At 57.5% G+C, this 18091-nt stretch carries 11 protein-coding genes; 8 read left to right on the top strand and 3 right to left on the bottom strand.

The annotated features are described in order from the left end of the window. Window positions 1-76: 76 nt before the first annotated feature. The 5 genes from pepA to ahr all read left to right on the top strand — a co-directional run bounded on the left by pepA (window position 77) and on the right by ahr (window position 6699). Window positions 77-1588: a leucyl aminopeptidase gene (gene pepA, locus GM298_RS07535; protein WP_025756684.1), complete on the top strand. Its 1512-nt coding sequence runs from the start codon at window positions 77-79 to the stop codon at window positions 1586-1588. Window positions 1589-1670: 82 nt separating this feature from the next. Next, window positions 1671-2114, top strand: coding sequence for a DNA polymerase III subunit chi (holC, locus tag GM298_RS07530; RefSeq protein WP_025756683.1), 444 nt, complete (start codon window positions 1671-1673; stop codon window positions 2112-2114). Next, the gene (locus GM298_RS07525) at window positions 2114-4969 is read left to right on the top strand and encodes a valine--tRNA ligase (RefSeq protein ID WP_266153869.1); all 2856 of its coding nucleotides are present in this window, start codon (window positions 2114-2116) and stop codon (window positions 4967-4969) included. Before holC ends, GM298_RS07525 begins: the two co-directional genes overlap by 1 nt. A 123-nt stretch (window positions 4970-5092) precedes the next feature. After that, the gene (locus GM298_RS07520) at window positions 5093-5596 is read left to right on the top strand and encodes a GNAT family N-acetyltransferase (protein WP_025756681.1); all 504 of its coding nucleotides are present in this window, start codon (window positions 5093-5095) and stop codon (window positions 5594-5596) included. A gap of 83 nt (window positions 5597-5679) precedes the next feature. Continuing rightward, window positions 5680-6699 carry an NADPH-dependent aldehyde reductase Ahr gene (ahr, locus tag GM298_RS07515; protein ID WP_025756680.1) on the top strand — a complete coding sequence of 340 codons (1020 nt, stop codon included), beginning with the start codon at window positions 5680-5682 and terminating at the stop codon, window positions 6697-6699. An 89-nt stretch (window positions 6700-6788) separates the two neighbouring features. Here ahr and GM298_RS07510 read toward each other — a convergent pair whose 3' ends face one another. After that, on the bottom strand, window positions 6789-8426 hold the full coding sequence (locus GM298_RS07510) for a dihydroxyacetone kinase subunit DhaK (protein ID WP_266153868.1): 1638 nt from the start codon (window positions 8424-8426) through the stop codon (window positions 6789-6791). Window positions 8427-8563: 137 nt separating this feature from the next. Between GM298_RS07510 and GM298_RS07505 the strand changes: the two genes are divergently transcribed. Continuing rightward, complete coding sequence (locus tag GM298_RS07505; protein ID WP_128338901.1) at window positions 8564-10066, top strand: helicase HerA-like C-terminal domain-containing protein; 1503 nt, start codon at window positions 8564-8566, stop codon at window positions 10064-10066. Here the strand turns inward: GM298_RS07505 and GM298_RS07500 are convergent. Further along, window positions 10046-10987, bottom strand: coding sequence for a TIGR01212 family radical SAM protein (locus GM298_RS07500; protein ID WP_120262307.1), 942 nt, complete (start codon window positions 10985-10987; stop codon window positions 10046-10048). The genes GM298_RS07505 and GM298_RS07500 overlap by 21 nt on opposite strands. Before the next feature lie 687 nt (window positions 10988-11674). Here GM298_RS07500 and gltB point away from each other — a divergent pair. Next, window positions 11675-16135, top strand: a complete 4461-nt coding sequence (gltB, locus tag GM298_RS07495; RefSeq protein ID WP_088244393.1) for a glutamate synthase large subunit — start codon at window positions 11675-11677, stop codon at window positions 16133-16135. A 9-nt stretch (window positions 16136-16144) separates the two neighbouring features. Beyond that, window positions 16145-17563: a glutamate synthase subunit GltD gene (gltD, locus tag GM298_RS07490; RefSeq protein WP_025756676.1), complete on the top strand. Its 1419-nt coding sequence runs from the start codon at window positions 16145-16147 to the stop codon at window positions 17561-17563. Between the two features lie 26 nt (window positions 17564-17589). On the opposite strand, the gene sspB is transcribed toward gltD, so the two are convergent. Continuing rightward, window positions 17590-18087, bottom strand: coding sequence for a ClpXP protease specificity-enhancing factor (gene sspB, locus GM298_RS07485; RefSeq protein ID WP_025756675.1), 498 nt, complete (start codon window positions 18085-18087; stop codon window positions 17590-17592). Window positions 18088-18091: the final 4 nt, after the last annotated feature.

Below are 18091 nucleotides of genomic sequence, written 5' to 3'. Positions count from 1 at the left end.
GCGGACATGAGTTACGAAAGGTTTCAATTCTATCCGTAGCCGCCGCCGTTGTCTTTAAGATTCAGGAGCGTAGTGCATGGAGTTCAGTGTAAAAAGCGGTAGCCCGGAGAAACAGCGGAGTGCCTGCATCGTTGTGGGCGTCTTTGAACCGCGCCGACTCTCCCCGATCGCCGAACAACTCGATAAAATCAGTGACGGCTATATTAGCGCCCTGCTGCGCCGTGGCGAACTGGAAGGCAAACCTGGGCAGACGCTGTTACTGCATCATGTTCCGAACGTCCTGTCCGAACGCATTCTGCTGATTGGCTGCGGCAAAGAACGCGAGCTGGATGAGCGTCAGTATAAGCAGGTGATTCAGAAAACGATTAATACGCTGAATGACACCGGTTCAATGGAAGCCGTCTGTTTCCTGACGGAGCTGCACGTCAAAGGGCGTAACACCTACTGGAAAGTCCGTCAGGCGGTCGAAACGGCAAAAGAGAGCCTGTACAGCTTCGATCAACTGAAGACCAATAAAAGCGAGCCGCGTCGCCCGCTGCGTAAAATGGTCTTTAACGTGCCAACCCGCCGCGAGCTGACCAGCGGCGAGCGCGCCATTCAGCACGGTCTGGCCATTGCTGCCGGCATTAAAGCGGCCAAAGACCTCGGCAACATGCCGCCGAACATCTGTAACGCCGCATACCTGGCCTCTCAGGCGCGTCAGCTGGCCGATGCCTACAGCAAGAATGTCATTACCCGCGTCATTGGCGAACAGCAGATGAAAGAGCTGGGAATGCACTCTTATCTGGCGGTGGGTAACGGCTCGCAGAATGAGTCGCTGATGTCAGTCATTGAGTACAAGGGCAATCCGTCCGAAGATGCGCGCCCTATCGTGCTCGTCGGTAAAGGCCTGACCTTCGACTCCGGCGGTATCTCCATCAAGCCGGCCGAAGGCATGGATGAGATGAAGTACGACATGTGCGGCGCGGCGGCGGTGTATGGCGTAATGCGCATGGTGGCGGAGCTTCAGCTGCCTGTTAACGTTATTGGCGTACTGGCGGGCTGCGAAAACATGCCTGGCGGTCGTGCCTATCGTCCGGGTGACGTCCTGACCACCATGTCCGGACAGACGGTTGAAGTGCTGAACACCGACGCCGAAGGCCGTCTGGTGCTGTGTGACGTGCTGACCTACGTGGAACGCTTCGAGCCGGAAGCAGTGATTGACGTCGCTACGCTCACCGGCGCCTGTGTGATTGCGCTGGGCCATCACATCACCGGTCTGATGTCGAACCACAATCCGCTGGCGCATGAGCTTATTAGTGCCTCGGAGCAGGCCGGCGACCGCGCATGGCGTCTGCCGCTGGGTGACGAGTATCAGGATCAGCTGGAGTCTAACTTCGCGGACATGGCGAACATCGGCGGACGTCCTGGTGGAGCCATCACTGCAGGCTGTTTCCTGGCACGCTTTACCCGCAAGTACAACTGGGCGCACCTGGATATCGCGGGCACCGCATGGCGCTCCGGTAAGGCCAAAGGCGCAACCGGTCGTCCGGTGGCGTTACTGTCGCAGTTCCTGCTGAACCGCGCGGGTTTTAACGGCGACGAGTAAGTCATCACGGCAGCAAACCGTAGGCCGGGTAAGCGTAGCGCTACCCGGCTTTGCCTTTGAATCCAAAACAAGAACCCCATATATGAAGAATGCAACGTTCTACCTTCTGGACAACGACACCCATCAGGATGGCCTGAGCGCCGTCGAACAGCTGGTGTGTGAAATTGCCGCAGAACGTTGGCGCGCAGGTAAACGTGTGCTGATTGCCTGTGAAGATGAACAGCAGGCGATTCGACTTGATGAAGCGCTGTGGGCACGCCCGCCGGAGAGCTTTGTGCCGCATAACCTGTCAGGCGAAGGCCCACGCGGCGGCGCACCGGTTGAAATTGCCTGGCCGCAAAAGCGCAGCAGCAGCGCGCGCGATATTCTGATTAGCCTGCGGATAGATTTTGCAGATTTTGCCACCGCTTTCACAGAAGTGGTAGACTTTGTCCCTTACGAAGAATCTTTGAAACAACTGGCGCGCGAACGCTATAAAGCGTACCGCCTGGCTGGTTTTAACCTGAATACGGCAACCTGGAAATAATGGAAAAGACATATAACCCACGCGATATCGAACAGCCGCTTTACGAGCACTGGGAACAGCAGGGCTATTTCAAGCCTAACGGCGACGAAAGCAAAGAGTCCTTCTGCATCATGATCCCGCCGCCGAACGTCACCGGCAGTTTGCATATGGGTCATGCTTTCCAGCAGACCATCATGGACACCATGATCCGCTACCAGCGTATGCAGGGTAAAAACACCCTGTGGCAGGCGGGGACTGACCACGCGGGTATCGCGACCCAGATGGTGGTTGAGCGTAAAATTGCCGCTGAAGAAGGTAAAACTCGCCACGACTACGGTCGCGACGCCTTCATCGACAAAATCTGGCAGTGGAAAGCAGAATCTGGCGGCACCATTACCCGTCAGATGCGCCGTCTCGGCAACTCCGTTGACTGGGAGCGCGAGCGTTTCACCATGGACGAAGGCCTGTCCAACGCCGTGAAAGAAGTTTTCGTCCGTCTCTACAAAGAAGACCTGATTTACCGTGGCAAACGCCTGGTAAACTGGGACCCGAAACTGCGCACCGCCATCTCTGACCTGGAAGTGGAAAACCGCGAGTCCAAGGGCTCCATGTGGCACATCCGCTATCCGCTGGCCGACGGCGCAAAAACCGCAGACGGTAAAGATTACCTGGTGGTCGCGACCACCCGTCCGGAAACTCTGCTGGGCGATACCGGCGTGGCCGTTAACCCGGAAGATCCGCGTTATAAAGATTTGATCGGTAAATTCGTGGTGCTGCCGCTGGTGAACCGCCGTATTCCGATTGTGGGCGACGAACACGCCGATATGGAAAAAGGCACCGGCTGCGTGAAAATCACCCCGGCGCACGACTTCAACGACTACGAAGTGGGCCGTCGTCACGCCCTGCCGATGATCAACATTCTGACCTTCGACGGTGATATCCGTGAAAGCGCAGAAGTGTATGACACCAAAGGCAACGAATCTGACGTTTACTCAAGCGACATTCCGGCTGAGTTCCAGAAGCTGGAACGTTTTGCGGCGCGTAAAGCGATCGTGGCTGCCGTTGATGCGCTCGGCCTGCTGGAAGAAATCAAACCTCACGATCTGACCGTGCCGTACGGTGACCGTGGCGGCGTGGTTATCGAGCCAATGCTGACCGATCAGTGGTACGTGCGTGCCGACGTGCTGGCGAAACCGGCTGTTGAAGCGGTTGAGAACGGCAGCATCCAGTTCGTGCCGAAGCAGTACGAAAACATGTACTTCTCCTGGATGCGTGACATTCAGGACTGGTGTATCTCCCGCCAGCTGTGGTGGGGTCACCGTATCCCGGCGTGGTACGACAACGAAGGCAACGTCTACGTAGGACGTAGCGAAGATGAAGTGCGTCAGGAAAACAACCTGAGTGCAGATGTTGCCCTGCGCCAGGACGAAGACGTGCTGGATACCTGGTTCTCCTCCGCACTGTGGACCTTCTCCACACTCGGCTGGCCGGAGAACACCGACGCGCTGCGTCAGTTCCACCCAACCAGCGTGATGGTGTCCGGCTTCGACATCATCTTCTTCTGGATTGCCCGCATGATCATGATGACCATGCACTTCATCAAAGACGAAGACGGCAAGCCGCAGGTTCCGTTCCATACCGTCTATATGACCGGTCTTATCCGTGATGATGAAGGCCAGAAGATGTCCAAGTCCAAGGGTAACGTCATTGACCCACTGGATATGGTTGACGGTATCTCTCTGGAAGAGCTGCTGGAAAAACGCACCGGCAACATGATGCAGCCGCAGCTGGCAGAGAAAATCCGCAAGCGTACCGAGAAGCAGTTCCCGAACGGGATTGAGGCTCACGGTACCGACGCCCTGCGTTTCACCCTGGCGGCGCTGGCCTCTACCGGTCGCGACATCAACTGGGACATGAAGCGTCTGGAAGGTTACCGTAACTTCTGTAACAAGCTGTGGAACGCCAGCCGCTTCGTGCTGATGAACACCGAAGATCAGGATTGCGGCTTCAACGGCGGCGAGATGACCCTGTCTCTGGCAGACCGCTGGATCCTGGCGGAATTCAACCAGACGGTGAAAGCGTTCCGCGAGGCGCTGGACAGCTTCCGCTTCGATATCGCGGCGGGTATTCTGTACGAATTCACCTGGAACCAGTTCTGTGACTGGTACCTGGAACTGGCGAAGCCGGTCATGAACGGCGGCACTGAGGCTGAACTGCGCGGTACGCGTAATACGCTGATTACCGTTCTGGAAGGTCTGCTGCGCCTGGCGCATCCGGTCATTCCATTCATCACCGAAACCATCTGGCAGCGCGTGAAGGTGATTGCAGGCATCAATGCCGACACCATCATGCTGCAGCCGTTCCCGGAATTCGATGCGGCGAAAGTTGATGACGCGGCATCTGCAGATACCGAGTGGCTGAAGCAGGCGATCGTAGCAGTACGTAACATCCGTGCGGAAATGAACATCGCGCCGGGCAAACCACTGGAGCTGCTGCTGCGCGGCTGCAGCGAGGTGGCGGTTCGTCGTGTCAACGAGAACAATACCTTCCTGAAAACCATGGCGCGCCTGGAAAGCATCACCGTGCTGCCTGCTGATGACAAAGGTCCGGTCTCCGTGACCAAAATCATCGACGGCGCCGAGCTGCTGATCCCGATGGCAGGTCTTATCGACAAAGATGCTGAGCTGGCGCGTCTGGCGAAAGAAGTGGCGAAAGTGGACGTGGAAATCGGCAAGATCGAAAGCAAACTGGCGAACGAAGGCTTTGTTGCCCGTGCGCCGGAAGCGGTCATCGCGAAAGAGCGTGAGCGTCTGGTGGCTTTCGCCGATGCGAAGACCAAGCTGATTGAGCAGCAGGCGGTTATCGCAGCCCTGTAATGCTATTACCCCTTACGCTTCAGGGCGTAAGGGGTATCCTTCCTGAAAACTCCTCGCTTGCACTCCCCTTTCCGCGGTGCTATTAACAGCAAATGTGTGTCAATTTTTGTAATGAGTAATGCTATGAGCGTGATCACTCCCGTCGCGACGACGATGCGTCGGATCGCTGTGCAGGACAACCCGGCTATCGCCGCCGTCATCCGCACGGTTTCTGCCGAATATGGCCTTACGGCTGATAAAGGCTACACGGTTGCCGACCCGAATCTGGACGAACTGTTTCAGCTGTACAGCCAGCCGGGGCATGCTTACTGGGTCATCGAGCAGAACGGCCAGGTCGTCGGCGGCGGCGGCGTAGCACCCCTCAGCTGCAGCGAGCCGGATATCTGCGAACTGCAAAAAATGTATTTTCTGCCGTCCGTTCGCGGGCAAGGCCTGGCGAAAAAGCTGGCGCTGCTTGCCCTGGACCACGCGCGCAAACAGGGTTTTACCCGCTGTTACCTCGAAACAACCGCCTTCCTCAAAGAGGCCATCGGCCTGTATGAACATCTGGGCTTTGAGCATATTGATGCACCGCTGGGCTGCACCGGGCACGTCGATTGCGAAGTCAGGATGTTGAAAACGCTGTAAACCTTTTTGCTGCCCTCTTCTGTTAAACGGTGGTTAACTGAATGCTCTACACTCTCAGTTCACACCACAACGGGGGAAACACGATGTCGAAGATAAAAAGCTACGCCGCACCGCAGGCGGGTGCAGAACTTGAACTGTACGAGTACGATGCAGGCGTTCTAAAAGCAGAAGACGTCGAGGTACAGGTTGATTACTGCGGGATCTGCCACTCGGATCTCTCGATGATCGATAACGAATGGGGCTTTTCAAGCTATCCACTGGTTGCCGGGCACGAAGTCATTGGCCGTGTTGTCGCGCTCGGTAGCGCTGCGCAGGACAAAGGGCTGAAAGTCGGCCAGCGCGTGGGCATTGGCTGGACAGCACGCAGCTGTGGCCACTGCGACGCCTGTATCAGCGGCAACCAGATCAACTGCCTCGAAGGCGCTGTTCCCACCATTCTGAATAAAGGCGGTTTTGCCGATAAGCTGCGCGCCGACTGGCAATGGGTCATTCCGCTGCCGGACAGCATTGATATTGAATCCGCCGGTCCGCTACTGTGCGGCGGTATTACCGTCTTCAAACCGCTTCTGATGCACCATATCACCGCCACCAGCCGCGTGGGCGTCATCGGTATTGGCGGCCTCGGGCATATCGCCATCAAACTGCTACACGCGATGGGTTGCGAAGTGACGGCATTCAGCTCGAACCCGGCGAAAGAGCAGGAAGTGCTGGCGATGGGGGCGGATAAAGTCGTCAACAGCCGCGATCCGGACGCGCTGAACGCGCTGGCGGGTCAGTTTGATCTGATCATCAACACTGTGAACGTGGATCTTAACTGGCAGCCGTATTTTGAAGCCCTGGCCTACGGCGGTAACTTCCACACCGTGGGTGCGGTGATGAAGCCGCTGCCGGTTCCGGCGTTTACCCTGATCGGCGGGGATCGCAGCATATCCGGCTCTGCAACCGGTACGCCGTACGAGTTGCGCAAACTGATGAAGTTCGCCGGGCGCACCAAAGTGGCACCCACCACCGAACTGTACCCGATGTCGAAAATCAATGAAGCCATCCAGCACGTGCGCGACGGCAAAGCCCGTTATCGCGTGGTGTTGAAAGCGGATTTTTGATGTGACAGTGCCGGGTGGCGGCTTCGCCTTACCCGGCCAGGGTTCGTTTTTGTAGGCCCGGTAAGCGCAGCGCCACCGGGCTTTTTCGACTACCGCACCAGTGCCGCAAAGACTTCCGCGACAGCCACCGCCCCCGGATCCATTACGCCATCCAGATTCTCTTTATTCACGTACGACGAACGTCCCGCACCCGCTTTCACCATTTTCGCCGTTGCCTCCGCCCCCTGCTGCGCCGCCTGCGCCGCAGCCTGAAGATCTTTTTTCTGTAAAGCCTCCAGCGCCGGTTGCAGCGCGTCGATCAGCGTGCGATCGCCGAGATCCGCCCCGCCATACTGCTTCATCTGCGCCAGCCCGCTGAGCAATGCCTCCGGGAGCGATTGTCCGTCATGCAGCTTTTGCCCGGCCGCAGTAAAGAAGATCGACATTAATACGCCGCTCGATCCGCCCATTACCGTGGCCAGCCGCTCGCCAGCCAGTAACAGTAGCGTAGAGACATCGTTAAGCGGGAGGGTATTCTCCTCCAGACGCTGCGCAATATCCCGCGCACCTTGCGCAAAAGTGGAGCCGGTGTCGCCATCTCCCACTTTCGCATCCAGCGCGTTGAGGCGGTTTTCCAGCTGGATCAGCGTTTGCGTCACTGAGGAGACACACTCTCCCACCTGCGGATTGTTCGATGGGGTATATTCCACGCGGTCATGAATGGCGCTGTGCTCAACGGTGCGCAAGGGCGCAAACGCCACGGGTTTCTGCCAGCCCAGCGTTTCGACGTCGGCATGAATCGCCTTTTCGAAGAAATCGTTAAGCTTCAGCAGCGTCAGCGAAAAGCCCTTCATGTCCAGGGCGCTTACCAGTGGCGCGGGACCTATCAGGTACGCGATCTCTTCTTTCAGCGCCGAGTGCGCCAGCTCTTTCGTCAGCAGCGCCATCTCCAGCGCCGATACCCCGCCGAGGTTGTTAATCAGCACCGCAAAGCGCCCCTCGCCCGCCTCTGTTTTCAGTGGCGTGACCAGCGTGTCGATAATGGCTTTGCTGTTTTGGGTATCCACCACGGACGCCCCGGGCTCGCCGTGAATGCCCAGACCCAGCTCGACGTGGCCCTGCTTAATGCGCCCCTCTTCCTCCTCGCTGCCGGGCAGGTTACAGGTTTGCATCGCAACGCCCAGGCTCCAGAGGTTATCGCAGGCCTGCTGCGCGATCTTCCGCACTTCACTCAGCGATTTCCCGAGCTCCGCCGCATACCCCGCAATCTTATGCACCAGAGCGGTGCCGGCAATACCGCGCGGTTGCTTGTTATCCGGCAGCGCGATGTCATCCGCTACAATCACCATATCCACCTTCAGACCGTAACGTTTGGCCTTTTCCGCCGCGAGGCCGAAGTTCAGACGGTCGCCGGTGTAGTTTTTGACGATCAACAGACAGCCGCGATCGCCGGTTACGGCGACGATGGCATTGAGTACCGCATCCACGCTCGGCGAGGCAAACAGATCGCCACACACCGCCGCCGTCAGCATGCCTTTGCCAACAAATCCGGCATGCGCGGGTTCGTGTCCTGAGCCGCCACCGGAGATCACCGCCACGCGGCTTTTGTCCCAGTCGCCGCGCGCGACAACCCTGATGGCCGGATCGATATCAAGCTTGACGAGATTTGCATGGGGCGCAGAGAGCAGTATGCCTTCAATGGCATCGTTGACCAGCTGTTTGCGGTCATTAAAGAAGAATCTGGACATAGTTTCCCACTATTTTGTGAACCGTATGCAAAAGCATAGTCCGCGCTGGATAATGCGCCGCAAACTCAGGAATTTACTCATCCCTTTTGCCGTCAGGTTGCCTATACTCCACCCAGGACTACGAGAGGAAGCGCATCATGAGTACACCATTGTTAATTGCCCGGACGCTGGAAAAAGAGCTGTATTTACTGCCCGCCATGACGAACCGCCACGGCCTGATCACCGGCGCCACCGGGACGGGGAAAACCGTGACCCTGCAAAAGCTGGCGGAGTCGCTTTCAGAGATCGGCGTACCGGTGTTTATGGCTGACGTGAAAGGCGATTTAACCGGTGTGGCTCAGGAGGGTACCGCCTCAGAAAAACTGCTCGAACGGCTGAAGAATATAGGCATCACGGACTGGACGCCACACGGCAACCCGGTGGTCGTGTGGGATATCTTCGGTGAGAAAGGCCACCCGGTGCGCGCCACCGTCTCCGATCTCGGCCCGCTGCTGCTCGCCCGCCTGCTGAACCTTAACGACGTCCAGTCAGGGGTGCTGAATATTATCTTCCGCATTGCCGATGACCAGGGTCTGCTGCTGCTTGATTTTAAAGATCTGCGGGCCGTTACTCAGTACATTGGCGATAACGCGAAATCCTTCCAGAACCAGTATGGCAATATCAGCAGCGCGTCGGTAGGGGCCATTCAGCGCGGGTTACTGACGCTTGAGCAACAGGGGGCTGAGCATTTCTTCGGCGAGCCTATGCTGGATATCAAAGACTGGATGCGCACCGACAGTAACGGCAAAGGCATTATCAATATCCTCAGTGCCGAGAAGCTCTACCAGATGCCGAAGCTTTACGCCGCCAGCCTGCTGTGGATGCTCTCCGAGCTTTACGAACAACTGCCCGAAGCAGGCGATCTGGAAAAACCAAAGCTGGTATTCTTCTTCGACGAAGCGCACCTGCTGTTCAACGATGCGCCGCAGATATTGCTGGACAAGATTGAACAGGTCATTCGCCTGATCCGCTCTAAAGGCGTCGGCGTCTGGTTTGTTTCGCAAAACCCGTCTGATATCCCGGATAACGTGCTTGGCCAGCTTGGTAACCGCGTTCAGCACGCCCTGCGCGCCTTTACGCCGAAAGATCAGAAAGCGGTGAAAGCCGCTGCGCAAACCATGCGCGCCAATCCGGCCTTTGATACCGAAGCCGCTATTCAGGCGTTAGGCACCGGTGAAGCGCTGATCTCATTCCTGGATGCGAAGGGCAGCCCGTCCGTGGTGGAACGCGCGATGGTGATCGCCCCCTGTTCGCGGATGGGACCGGTGACGGACGATGAACGCAATGGCCTGATTAACCACTCCCCGGTGTACGGGAAGTATGAAGACGAGGTGGATCGGGAATCCGCGTTTGAGATGCTGCAAAAAGGGGTCCAGGCGACAACGGAATCGCAGGATGCCCCTGCCGCTAAAGGGCAGTCGGTGGCGGTGGATGACGGTATTCTCGGTGGACTCAAAGATATCCTGTTTGGCAGCACCGGGCCGCGCGGCGGTAAGCGCGACGGCGTGGTACAAACCATGGCGAAGAGCGCGGCGCGGCAGGTGACTAATCAGATAGTGCGCGGCATGCTGGGGAGCCTCTTAGGCGGCCGTCGCCGGTAGACGGGGAACCCACGGGCGCCCCAGAGCCGAACCCTGCACGCCGTTTTCCTGAAGATAGCGGTCAATTTCCACCATCCCCGTCCAGCGGTTCTCGCACCACAAGGGTGCCAGAAGCGTTGGACGGCGGGCGCTGGCAGAGATGCGATGGTAGACAATCTCCGGCGGCGTGTGACGAATCATCTCCCCCGCCGTCACCGTATAGGCGTCAAGTTCGATACCGTTCAGGCGCCCGGCTTCCCAGGCTTTGGCCATAATGCTGCCCTTCACGATATGCAGCGGATGCAGCTTGATACCGTCCACGCCGGTCTCAACCACTTTTTCCAGCGTCTCCAGGCCGTGCCGCTGCCCTTCACCAGGCAACCCGACAATCAGATGCGAGCAGACTTTCAACCCGCGCTCACGGGCAAGACGGGTAGTGCGCTGGTAGCAGGCGAAATCATGACCACGGTTGATGCGGTGCAGGGTTTTGTCGTGCGCGGTCTGTAGGCCCAGCTCCAGCCAAACCTCGTAGCCTTGATCGTTATACTCGCTGAGCAGATCCAGCACCGCGTCCGGTACGCAGTCCGGCCGCGTACCCACACAGAGCCCGACAATACTGGCCTGGCTGACAGCCTGCTTATACATGTCGCGCAGCACCTGCACTTCCGCCCACGTGCTGGTATAGGCCTGAAAATAGGCCAGATAGCGTCTGGCGCGGTTTACCAGACTCGCCTGATGCGAAAGCTGTTCGGCAATAGAGCGATGCTGCTGGGCCTCGTCTGCAAATGACGCAACGTTACAGAACGTGCAGCCCCCGCGCCCGATTGTCCCGTCCCGGTTTGGGCAGCTAAACCCGCCATGCAGCGTCAGCTTGTGAACCTTTTGCCCGTACCGCTGCAAAAGATCCCCACCAAACATATTGACTAATTTCTGTAACTGCATAATCTGATAAACCGTCCCGGAGAAAGGGGACAAGCCTGCCACTTTTAGCCTCTGTCGGCGATGACCTGGATCAATCGCCCTGGACGGCTTTTATCCATATGAATAACTACTCAGGATTACTGCAATTTCATTCACGCCAGCCGTGATTACTTTTCCTTATGTTCTGATTGTTTTTTTCATTTATAGCGCCACCTCTGAAAAACAGTGACTTTATGCGGGTTTAACCCCCGCAGCAGCGTAATATTCTGTTAAATAACCGCTATTCAGCATGCTGCATTGATAATACCGCTTTCAGATAGTGAGTCAGATCACACTCCGCCACGCCCTACCAGGGCATTCATTCAATGTAAAATTAGTTAAATTAGCTTTAATTACAAGCAGTTACCTTATCTTTAGCACATTTTTGTATAAATAAGATTGCCATTTGACCTGTGTACCAATTCCCGATAAGTTGGAAATCCGCTGGAAGCTTTCTGGATGAGCGGCCTGCTCATCATATTTATGCAGTAATTGAGATTCCCTCTGAAGCAAGTCCTCAAACTTGTTTACCTGCGCGAAAGGATGAAAAAGAGGGCGAATGCGAGGTCCGCGTATGAAACGCAAACCCCGTCGCCATGCTCTTTCTGCGCCTGTGCGCCACGGTTACGTTCAGAGAGAAGCCCGACGAGCCTGGGGAGGTTCACTGATATGTTGTACGATAAATCCCTTGAGAAGGATAACTGTGGTTTCGGCCTGATCGCCCACATAGAAGGCGAACCTAGCCACAAGGTAGTGCGTACTGCTATTCACGCACTGGCCCGAATGCAGCACCGTGGCGCCATCCTTGCCGATGGTAAAACCGGCGACGGTTGCGGCCTGCTGCTGCAAAAACCCGATCGTTTCTTCCGCATCGTGGCGGAAGAGCGCGGCTGGCGTTTAGCCAAAAACTACGCTGTCGGTATGCTGTTCCTGAACCAGGATCCTGAAAAAGCTGCCGCTTCGCGCCACATCGTCGAAGAAGAACTTCAGCGTGAAACCCTGTCTATTGTCGGCTGGCGCGATGTGCCAACCAACGAAGGGGTGCTCGGTGAAATCGCCCTCTCCTCGCTGCCTCGTATTGAACAGATTTTTGTCAATGCCCCTGCGGGCTGGCGTCCACGTGATATGGAACGCCGTCTGTTTATCGCCCGTCGCCGCATTGAAAAACGTCTCCAGGACGATAAAGAGTTCTACGTCTGTAGCCTCTCGAACCTGGTAAATATCTATAAAGGTCTGTGTATGCCGGCTGACCTGCCGCGCTTCTACCTGGACCTGGCGGACCTGCGTCTGGAATCGGCCATTTGCCTGTTCCACCAGCGCTTCTCCACCAACACCGTACCTCGCTGGCCGCTGGCGCAGCCGTTCCGTTATCTGGCGCACAACGGCGAGATCAACACCATTACCGGTAACCGTCAGTGGGCCCGTGCCCGTACCTATAAGTTCCAGACGCCACTGATCCCTGACCTGCACGATGCCGCGCCGTTCGTGAACGAAACCGGCTCCGACTCCAGCTCGATGGATAACATGCTGGAATTGCTGCTGGCGGGCGGGATGGATATCGTGCGCGCCATGCGTCTGCTCGTGCCACCGGCCTGGCAGAACAACCCGGATATGGATCCAGAGCTGCGTGCGTTCTTCGACTTTAACTCCATGCACATGGAGCCGTGGGACGGCCCGGCGGGCATCGTGATGTCCGACGGTCGTTTTGCCGCCTGTAACCTGGACCGTAACGGTCTGCGTCCGGCGCGCTACGTCATCACCAAAGATAAGCTCATCACCTGTGCCTCTGAAGTCGGTATCTGGGATTACCAGCCTGACGAAGTGGTTGAGAAAGGCCGCGTCGGTCCTGGCGAACTGATGGTTATCGACACTCGCGTTGGGCGTATTCTGCATTCCGCCGAAACCGATAACGACCTGAAGAGCCGCCATCCGTACAAAGAGTGGATGGAGAAAAACGTGCGTCGTCTGGTGCCGTTTGAAGATCTGTCGGACGAAGAGGTGGGCAGCCGCGAGCTGGACGACGATACCCTCGCCAGCTACCAGAAGCAGTTTAACTACAGTGCGGAAGAGCTGGACTCGGTTATCCGCGTGCTCGGTGAAAACGGCCAGGAAGCGGTCGGCTCGATGGGTGACGATACCCCGTTTGCCGTGCTCTCCAGCCAGCCGCGTATCATTTATGACTACTTCCGTCAGCAGTTTGCGCAGGTCACCAACCCGCCAATCGACCCGCTGCGTGAAGCACACGTGATGTCGCTGGCCACCAGTATTGGTCGTGAGATGAACGTCTTCTGCGAGGCCGAAGGCCAGGCGCACCGTCTGACCTTTAAATCGCCGATCCTGCTGTATTCCGATTTCAAACAGCTCACCACCATGAAAGAGGAGCACTACCGCGCTGACACGCTCGATATTACCTTCGACGTGAACGACGCGAGCCTCGAAGAGACGGTGAATGCGCTGTGTGACAAAGCCGAACAGATGGTACGTAACGGTACCGTTCTGCTGGTGCTGTCCGACCGAAATATCGCGAAAAACCGTCTGCCGGTGCCTGCGCCTATGGCAGTGGGTGCTATCCAGACGCGTCTGGTCGATAAGAGCCTGCGCTGCGACGCCAACATCATTGTTGAAACCGCCAGCGCTCGCGACCCGCACCACTTTGCCGTGCTGTTAGGTTTTGGTGCGACGGCGATCTACCCGTATCTGGCCTACGAAACGCTGGCCCGTCTGGTGGATACCCGCGCGATCGACAAAGACTACCGTACAGTGATGCTGAACTACCGTAACGGCATCAATAAAGGTCTGTACAAAATCATGTCCAAAATGGGCATCTCGACCATTGCCTCCTACCGTTGCTCGAAGCTGTTTGAGGCGGTCGGTCTGCATAACGACGTGGCCAATCTCTGCTTCCAGGGCGTCGTCAGCCGCATCGGCGGAGCCGGATTTGCTGACTTCCAGCAGGATCTGGTGAACCTGTCGAAACGCGCATGGCTGGCACGTAAGCCGCTGGATCAGGGCGGTCTGCTGAAATACGTCCACGGCGGCGAGTATCATGCCTATAACCCGGACGTGGTGCGCACGCTGCAGCAGGCGGTGCAGAGCGGCGAATACAGTGATTACAAGCAGTACGCTGAACTGGTGAACAACCGTCCGGCGGCGACGCTGCGTGACCTGCTGGCCCTCAATCCGGGTGATGAAGCGGTCAGCATTGACGAGGTTGAGCCAGCATCTGAACTGTTCAAACGCTTTGATACCGCGGCGATGTCCATCGGCGCGCTGAGCCCGGAAGCCCATGAAGCGCTGGCGGAAGCCATGAACAGCATCGGCGGCAATTCTAACTCCGGTGAAGGCGGTGAAGATCCGGCGCGTTACGGCACCAACAAAGTGTCCCGTATCAAGCAGGTGGCCTCCGGCCGCTTCGGCGTCACGCCAGCGTACCTGGTCAACGCCGATGTCATTCAGATTAAAGTCGCTCAGGGTGCAAAACCGGGCGAAGGCGGTCAGTTGCCGGGTGATAAAGTCACGCCGTACATCGCCAAACTGCGTTACTCCGTACCGGGCGTGACGCTGATTTCTCCGCCACCGCACCACGATATTTACTCTATCGAGGACCTGGCGCAGCTGATTTTCGACCTGAAACAGGTCAACCCGAAAGCGATGATCTCCGTGAAGCTGGTTTCCGAACCGGGCGTTGGCACCATCGCCACCGGCGTGGCAAAAGCCTATGCGGATCTCATCACCATCGCCGGTTACGACGGTGGTACCGGTGCAAGCCCGCTCTCCTCGGTGAAATATGCGGGTTGCCCGTGGGAACTGGGCCTGGTGGAAACCCAGCAGGCGCTGGTGGCTAACGGTCTGCGTCACAAGATCCGTCTGCAGGTGGACGGTGGTCTGAAAACCGGCCTCGACATCATCAAAGCGGCGATTCTGGGTGCGGAAAGCTTTGGTTTCGGTACCGGCCCAATGGTTGCGCTTGGCTGTAAATACCTGCGTATTTGCCACCTGAACAACTGCGCAACCGGTGTTGCAACCCAGGACGAGAAGCTGCGTAAGAACCACTATCACGGCCTGCCGTTCAAAGTGACCAACTACTTTGACTTCATCGCCCGTGAAACCCGCGAGCTGATGGCGCAGCTGGGCGTGAAACGTCTGGTGGACCTGATTGGCCGTACCGATTTACTGAAAGAACTAGAAGGCTTCACGGCGAAGCAGCAGAAGCTGGCGTTGAGCAAGCTGCTGGAAACCGCGCAGCCACACCCTGGCAAAGCGGTTTACTGCACCGAGAACAACCCACCGTTCGATAACGGCGTGCTGAACGCGCAGCTGTTGCAGCAGGCGAAACCGTACGTGGATGACAAGCAGAGCAAAACGTTCTGGTTTGATATCCGCAACACCGACCGTTCTGTGGGTGCGTCCCTCTCCGGTTACATTGCGCAGACGCACGGTGACCAGGGGCTGGCGGCGGATCCGATTACCGCGCACTTCAGCGGTACCGCGGGTCAGAGCTTTGGCGTGTGGAACGCCGGCGGCGTTGAGCTATACCTGACCGGCGACGCCAACGACTACGTCGGGAAAGGCATGGCGGGCGGTCTGCTGGCGGTGCGTCCTCCGGTGGGTTCTGCCTTCCGCAGCCATGAGGCAAGCATCATCGGTAACACCTGCCTGTACGGCGCGACCGGCGGTCGTCTGTTTGCAGCAGGCCGTGCGGGCGAGCGTTTTGCGGTGCGTAACTCCGGTGCCATCACCGTGGTGGAAGGCATTGGCGATAACGGTTGTGAATACATGACGGGCGGGATTGTTTGCGTCCTGGGTAAAACCGGCGTGAACTTTGGCGCAGGCATGACGGGCGGTTTTGCATACGTCCTGGATGAAGACGGCGAGTTCCGCAAACGCGTGAACCCGGAACTGGTGGAAGTGCTGGACGTTGATACGCTGGCTATTCACGAAGAACACCTGCGCGGTTTGATTACCGAACATGTGCAGCATACCGGTTCTTCGCGCGGCGAAGAGATCCTGGCGAACTGGCCAGCATTCTCTGCGAAATTCGCGCTGGTTAAACCGAAGTCCAGCGATGTTAAAGCCCTGTTGGGTCACCGTAGTCGTAGCGCAGCAGAGCTGCGTGTGCAGGCGCAGTAAGGAATTCAGATGAGCCAGAACGTATACCAGTTTATCGACCTGCAGCGTGTTGATCCGCCAAAGAAACCGCTGAAGATCCGTAAAATTGAATTTGTAGAAATCTACGAGCCGTTTTCAGAAGGCCAGGCCAAAGCACAGGCAGACCGCTGCCTGTCCTGCGGTAACCCTTACTGCGAATGGAAATGTCCGGTACATAACTACATCCCGAACTGGCTGAAGCTGGCCAACGAGGGGCGTATTTTTGAAGCCGCCGAGCTGTCTCACCAGACCAACACCCTGCCGGAAGTGTGCGGCCGCGTGTGTCCTCAGGACCGTCTGTGTGAAGGTTCCTGTACGCTGAACGACGAGTTTGGCGCGGTGACCATCGGCAACATCGAGCGCTATATCAACGATAAAGCGTTTGAGATGGGCTGGCGTCCGGATATGTCCGGCGTGAAGCAGACCGACAAGCGCGTGGCGATTATCGGCGCGGGCCCGGCGGGCCTGGCCTGTGCGGACGTCCTGACCCGTAACGGCGTGAAGGCGGTGGTCTTTGACCGTCATCCGGAGATCGGCGGTCTGCTGACCTTCGGTATCCCGGCCTTCAAGCTGGAGAAAGAGGTCATGACCCGCCGCCGTGAAATCTTCACCGGCATGGGGATTGAGTTCAAACTGAACACAGAAGTGGGCCGCGACGTGCAGCTCGACGACCTGCTGAAAGATTACGATGCCGTCTTCCTGGGCGTGGGCACCTATCAGTCCATGCGTGGTGGTCTGGAAAACGAAGACGCGCCGGGCGTTTATGACGCGCTGCCGTTCCTGATCGCCAACACTAAACAGATTATGGGCTATGGCGAAACAGCCGATGAGCCTTTCGTCAGCATGGAAGGTAAACGCGTGGTTGTGCTGGGCGGGGGTGATACCGCGATGGACTGCGTGCGTACCTCTATTCGTCAGAATGCGGCACACGTGATCTGCGCCTATCGTCGTGACGAAGAGAACATGCCAGGCTCCAAACGCGAAGTGAAAAATGCGCGTGAAGAGGGTGTCGAGTTCCAGTTCAACATCCAGCCGCTGGGTATTGAAGTGAATGCTAACGGTAAAGTGAGCGGCGTGAAGATGGCGCGCACGGAGATGGGCGCGCCGGATGCCAAAGGCCGCCGTCGCGCGGAGATCGTGGCGGGCTCTGAGCACGTGATCCCGGCCGATGCCGTCGTCATGGCGTTCGGTTTCCGTCCGCACAGCATGGAGTGGCTGGCGAAGCACAGCGTCGAGCTGGACTCGCAGGGCCGTATTATTGCGCCTGAAGGCAGCGATAACGCGTTCCAGACCAGCAACCCGAAAATCTTCGCCGGTGGTGATATTGTTCGCGGTTCCGACCTGGTGGTGACGGCGATTGCCGAAGGTCGTAAGGCGGCAGACGGTATACTGAACTACCTGGAAGTGTAAAAAAACAGGCCCGATTGGGCCTGTTTTTATTTTACAACGCGAAGAGCCGGTCGCCCCCCGCGCGGTGGCGGATCGTCATCCGGATCGTTATCATCCTGGTGATCGGGTTTGTCACCGTCAATAACGGACATGACCGTGTCGCTTTCACGCTCCCCGGCGGTATCGTCATCATTCAGGCTGGCAACGTCTTCATCGTAAGCCGCTTCCGGCTCGAACATGGTACCCGCACCGTTTTCACGCGCATAGATAGCCAGCACGGCAGCCAGCGGCACCGATACCTGACGCGGCACACCACCGAAACGCGCGTTAAAGCGCACTTCGTCGTTGGCCAGTTCCAGGTTACCCACTGCTCGCGGCGCAATATTCAGCACGATCTGTCCGTCGCGTGCGTATTCCATCGGAACCAGCACGCCCGGCAACGTCACATCCACTACCAGGTGCGGCGTGAGCTGGTTATCCAGCAGCCATTCATAGAAGGCGCGCAGCAGATACGGACGGCGTGGGGTGAGTTGTGACATTTCCACAGTC

The sequence above is a fragment of the Enterobacter sp. HSTU-ASh6 genome (assembly GCF_026319105.1).
Lineage (GTDB): Bacteria > Pseudomonadota > Gammaproteobacteria > Enterobacterales > Enterobacteriaceae > Enterobacter > Enterobacter sichuanensis.
This window is presented reverse-complemented; position numbering and strand designations above follow the sequence as displayed.

Excerpts from the sequence above, each read along its gene's own strand:
- gltB (WP_088244393.1), top strand. The coding sequence starts at position 11,675 with ATGTTGTACGATAAATCCCTTGAGAAGGATAACTGTGGTTTCGGCCTG.
- holC (WP_025756683.1), top strand. The coding sequence starts at position 1,671 with ATGAAGAATGCAACGTTCTACCTTCTGGACAACGACACCCATCAGGAT.
- GM298_RS07520 (WP_025756681.1), top strand. The coding sequence starts at position 5,093 with ATGAGCGTGATCACTCCCGTCGCGACGACGATGCGTCGGATCGCTGTG.
- GM298_RS07505 (WP_128338901.1), top strand. The coding sequence starts at position 8,564 with ATGAGTACACCATTGTTAATTGCCCGGACGCTGGAAAAAGAGCTGTAT.
- GM298_RS07500 (WP_120262307.1), bottom strand. The coding sequence starts at position 10,987 with ATGCAGTTACAGAAATTAGTCAATATGTTTGGTGGGGATCTTTTGCAG.
- pepA (WP_025756684.1), top strand. The coding sequence starts at position 77 with ATGGAGTTCAGTGTAAAAAGCGGTAGCCCGGAGAAACAGCGGAGTGCC.
- gltD (WP_025756676.1), top strand. The coding sequence starts at position 16,145 with ATGAGCCAGAACGTATACCAGTTTATCGACCTGCAGCGTGTTGATCCG.
- GM298_RS07510 (WP_266153868.1), bottom strand. The coding sequence starts at position 8,426 with ATGTCCAGATTCTTCTTTAATGACCGCAAACAGCTGGTCAACGATGCC.
- GM298_RS07525 (WP_266153869.1), top strand. The coding sequence starts at position 2,114 with ATGGAAAAGACATATAACCCACGCGATATCGAACAGCCGCTTTACGAG.
- ahr (WP_025756680.1), top strand. The coding sequence starts at position 5,680 with ATGTCGAAGATAAAAAGCTACGCCGCACCGCAGGCGGGTGCAGAACTT.